The sequence below is a fragment of the Bradyrhizobium sp. AC87j1 genome, from assembly GCF_002936975.1.
Classification (GTDB): Bacteria; Pseudomonadota; Alphaproteobacteria; order Rhizobiales; family Xanthobacteraceae; genus Bradyrhizobium; species Bradyrhizobium shewense.
On record NZ_PTFE01000287.1, the window covers coordinates 1 to 522 of the forward strand.

The following is a 522-nucleotide window of genomic DNA, read 5'->3' on the forward strand; positions in this document are numbered from 1 at the left end:
CGCTAGAGCCCGCCGTGCGGCTACCCCTCTCCCTAGCCCTCCCCCACAAGGGGGGAGGGAACGCAGTGTGCTCGCGGCGATATCTCCCGAACGACAAGCAGACGCCCTACTTCCGCATCCTCGCTTTCGCGCCGCCGACGATCTGCATGGCGACGCCGGCGATCCAGCCGAGCAGGGCGAGCCAGGTCCAGGCCAGGTGCGGATCGAGGCGGAGCACGATGACGGCGACGGAGGCGAGCGCGGTGAGCGTGGCGCAGAGCGTGCCGGCGGCGCTGAGGAATTCGGCGGCGTCGATCGCGCTATGCGCCTCGTCGAACGGCAATTGCGGCGTGTCGATGCCGAGATAGAAGCCGACGAAGCCCAGCACCATCATCACCATCAGAAAGCCCTGCGTGGTGAGCGCTGATATCGCCGATCCCACATAGGCGCCGACGAACAGCCCGCACGCCGCGCCGGCCATCGCAAGCCCCACGCGCTCGAACACATGGGCGGTTTTGCAAACACGAAAATGCATGGCAGGCC

At 67.2% G+C, this 522-nt stretch carries 1 protein-coding gene; it reads right to left on the reverse strand.

Going from position 1 to position 522, the window contains the following annotated elements; genetic code table 11:
* Window positions 1-106: 106 nt before the first annotated feature.
* Window positions 107-514: a hypothetical protein gene (locus tag CV770_RS41355; RefSeq protein ID WP_104466338.1), complete on the reverse strand. Its 408-nt coding sequence runs from the start codon at window positions 512-514 to the stop codon at window positions 107-109.
* Window positions 515-522 lie beyond the last annotated feature (8 nt).